Consider the following 2,916-nt stretch of genomic DNA (forward strand, 5'->3'; position numbering starts at 1 on the left):
GGGCCACCCGACCCGTGGGCGCGGGGTGGCGCGCTCTGGGTGCGGGCCGCGCGGGGATACCGCGCGCACGCGCGCTCCCACAGAAAGACCTTCAGGCCTTGAGCAGGACCACGACGGCACCGGTGCCGCCCTGCGCCGGCCTGGCCGATGCAAAGGCGACGACATCGTCACGCCGCCGTAGCAATTTGTCCGTGAGCCCCTTCAGCACGGGGCCGGCGGCTTTCGAGCGCAGGCCCTTGCCGTGGATGATCCTTACGCAACGCACGCCATCGCGGTGGCAATCGGCCAGGAACTCGGCGATGGTCAACTGGGCCGCCGCGGCGTTCATCTGGTGCAGGTCCACGTCGGCCTGGATGCTGAACTGCCCGCGCTTCAGTTGCTTCAGCAATTTCGGCGGATAGCCGTCGCGCAGATACGATAATTCTTCACCCACTTCGAGATCGGCGGGGTCGTAATCGAACAGCATGGAATCGGCCGGCACGGCGGCTTCGTCCGCATCGCGCATGAACGGAATCGGGGCAGGGCGGGGCCGTTCAGGCTCGACTTCCGCCGCTGCGACGGGCCGCACGTCGCCGATCGCCTCCCGGAACAGGCGGCTGTCGTCGTCATGTACCGAGGGACTGCGTCGTTTCATGAAGTCCATCCTAGCCTGTTCCGGTGAATCCCGCGCCTCGCTCCGGTAGACTTGGGGAGTCGTGCGGCCCGGGTTGGATATGGGGCCGCCAGCCCCGTTTTTCGATCTGGATCAGCATGCAAGTTCTGGTTAGCAACGACGACGGCGTGGAGGCTCCCGGCATCCGGGTGCTGGCCGAGCGTCTTGCCGGGTTCGGCACAGTGACCGTGGTGGCGCCCGACCGCGACCGCTCCGGCGCAAGCAACTCGCTCACGCTCGACGCGCCCATTCGCGTCCACCGGCTGGACGACGGCCGCTACCGCGTCGCCGGCACACCGACCGATTGCGTGCACCTCGCGCTTTCCGGTTTGCTCGATCACGACATCGATATCGTCGTATCCGGGATCAACAACTGCGCGAACCTTGGCGATGACGTCATCTATTCCGGGACGGTGTCAGCCGCGATGGAAGGGCGCTTCCTCGGCCTGCCCGCGATCGCCGTTTCGCTGGTCACGAAGGAAGGCTCCGGCCAGCATTTCGAATCAGCCGCGAACGCCGTGCTCATGCTGGTGCGCCGCCTTGTCGTCGATCCGCTGCCGGCCGATACCATCCTGAACGTGAACGTGCCGGACCTGCCGTGGGACGAGATCCGCGGTTTCGAGGTGACCCGCCTCGGCAAGCGGCATCGCTCGGCTCCCGCCATCCGTACGGAAGATCCGCGCGGCCGCACCATGTGGTGGATCGGCCCCCCGGGTAAGGTGGATGACGAGGGGCCGGGTACCGATTTCAACGCGGTGAGCCGCGGTTACGTGTCGGTTTCACCGATCCACACCGACCTTACGCGCTTCCAGGCACTGGAGAAGGTGAGCAGCTGGATGCTGGCGCTCTCCGCCGGGATGGAAGACGAGGAGGCGGCCTGACGTGGTGAACCTGCACGCCCTGCCGCCGTCCGCGTTGCGCGGTGAAGGCATGACTTCGCAACGCGCCCGCGACCGCCTTGCCGCGAAGCTGGCGGAAGAGGGCATCCGCGACGAGCGCGTGCTGGAAGTGATTCGCCAGTTGCCGCGCCATCATTTCATCGACCAGGCGCTGCACTCGCGCGCTTACGAAAACACTGCGCTCCCGATCGGTCACGGCCAGACCATTTCGCAGCCGTGGATCGTCGCCCGCATGACCGAGGCGCTGATCGAGCACGGGATTCCGGAACGCGTGCTCGAAATCGGCACCGGCTCCGGATACCAGGCCGCGGTGCTGGCCGGCGTGGTGCCCACCGTCTACACCGTGGAGCGCATCGAGGAGCTGCTGCGCCAGGCGCGCCGGCGCTTCCGCCAGCTCGGCATTGAAAACCTGCGCTCGCGCCACGACGACGGCAAGCTGGGCTGGCCGTCGGACGCCCCGTTTGACGGCATCATCCTCACGGCCGCCGGCGATCGCATCCCTACCCAATTGCTCGACCAGCTCAAGCCGGGTGGCGTCCTCGTCGCGCCCGTCGGGAGCCCCAGCCAGCAGGTGCTCGTGCGCCTGCGCAAGGACGAGCATGGTGAGGTCATTCGCGAAGAACTCGGCGCGGTCAGTTTTGTCCCGCTTCTCGGTGGCATCGGCTGATGCGCCTTCCACGCAAGGGAGTCCGCTGAATGCGGCTGTTCGGATCACTTTACGAGCGTGCCATTACCTGGGCGCGCCACCGCCATGCCGTGCGTTACCTGGCCGGGCTCTCCTTCGCCGAAGCCTTCATCTTTCCGATCATGCCCGAGGTCATGCTCGCGCCGATGATGCTGGCCGAGCCGAAGAAGGCCTTCCGCTACGCGAACTGGAGCCTGCTGTTCTCACTGCTCGGTTCGCTCGTGGGCTATGCGCTTGGGCACTTCGCCTACGAAGCCCTGAAGCCGCTGCTGGAATCGATGCATCTGCTGGCACCCATCCAGGTGGGCGTGGCCAACCTGCAGAAGGACATGCAGTCCCATTCGCTGGGCCTCTACATCGTGCTGGCGATGGCCGCGCTGCAGCCGGTCGTGCCGATGAAGTTCGTCACCTGGGCCTCTGGCATCGTCGGCGTGCCCATCCTCCCGTTCCTGCTGTGCATGCTCATCGGCCGCGGCAAGCGGGTGTGGCTGCTGGCCTTGCTCGTCCGTATCTTCGGTGAACGGGCGGAGCAGATGCTGCGTAAACACATCGAGTGGATCGGCTGGGCTGTTATCGTAGCGATCATCCTCCTGGCTGCCTGGTGGTTCCTGCTGCGATGAGCGACCCAAATAGGACATCCGTGGTTCGCCTGCTGCGCTCGTTGGCTTATGCCGCGATGG

General features: G+C 66.1%; 4 protein-coding genes. 3 read left to right on the forward strand and 1 reads right to left on the reverse strand.

Annotation, left to right across the window (positions count from 1 at the left end; translation table 11 throughout):
• Window positions 1-91: 91 nt before the first annotated feature.
• Entirely contained in the window at window positions 92-634 is a 543-nt protein-coding gene (locus ACTHLF_RS07545; RefSeq protein ID WP_440326241.1) for a Smr/MutS family protein, read from the reverse strand.
• Window positions 635-750: 116 nt separating this feature from the next.
• On the opposite strand from ACTHLF_RS07545, the gene surE reads away from it, so the two are divergent.
• Genes surE through ACTHLF_RS07560 form a run of 3 tightly spaced genes read left to right on the forward strand, consistent with a single transcriptional unit; the run spans window position 751 to window position 2,856 of the window.
• A complete protein-coding gene (surE, locus tag ACTHLF_RS07550; protein WP_440326243.1) occupies window positions 751-1,533 on the forward strand; it encodes a 5'/3'-nucleotidase SurE in 783 nt (260 codons plus the stop codon).
• Between the two features lie 49 nt (window positions 1,534-1,582).
• Complete coding sequence (locus ACTHLF_RS07555) at window positions 1,583-2,218, forward strand: protein-L-isoaspartate(D-aspartate) O-methyltransferase (protein ID WP_440326246.1); 636 nt, start codon at window positions 1,583-1,585, stop codon at window positions 2,216-2,218.
• A 29-nt stretch (window positions 2,219-2,247) separates the two neighbouring features.
• The gene (locus tag ACTHLF_RS07560) at window positions 2,248-2,856 is read left to right on the forward strand and encodes a YqaA family protein (protein WP_440326244.1); all 609 of its coding nucleotides are present in this window, start codon (window positions 2,248-2,250) and stop codon (window positions 2,854-2,856) included.
• Window positions 2,857-2,916 lie beyond the last annotated feature (60 nt).

The organism is Luteibacter sp., assembly GCF_051958795.1.
Lineage (GTDB): Bacteria > Pseudomonadota > Gammaproteobacteria > Xanthomonadales > Rhodanobacteraceae > Luteibacter.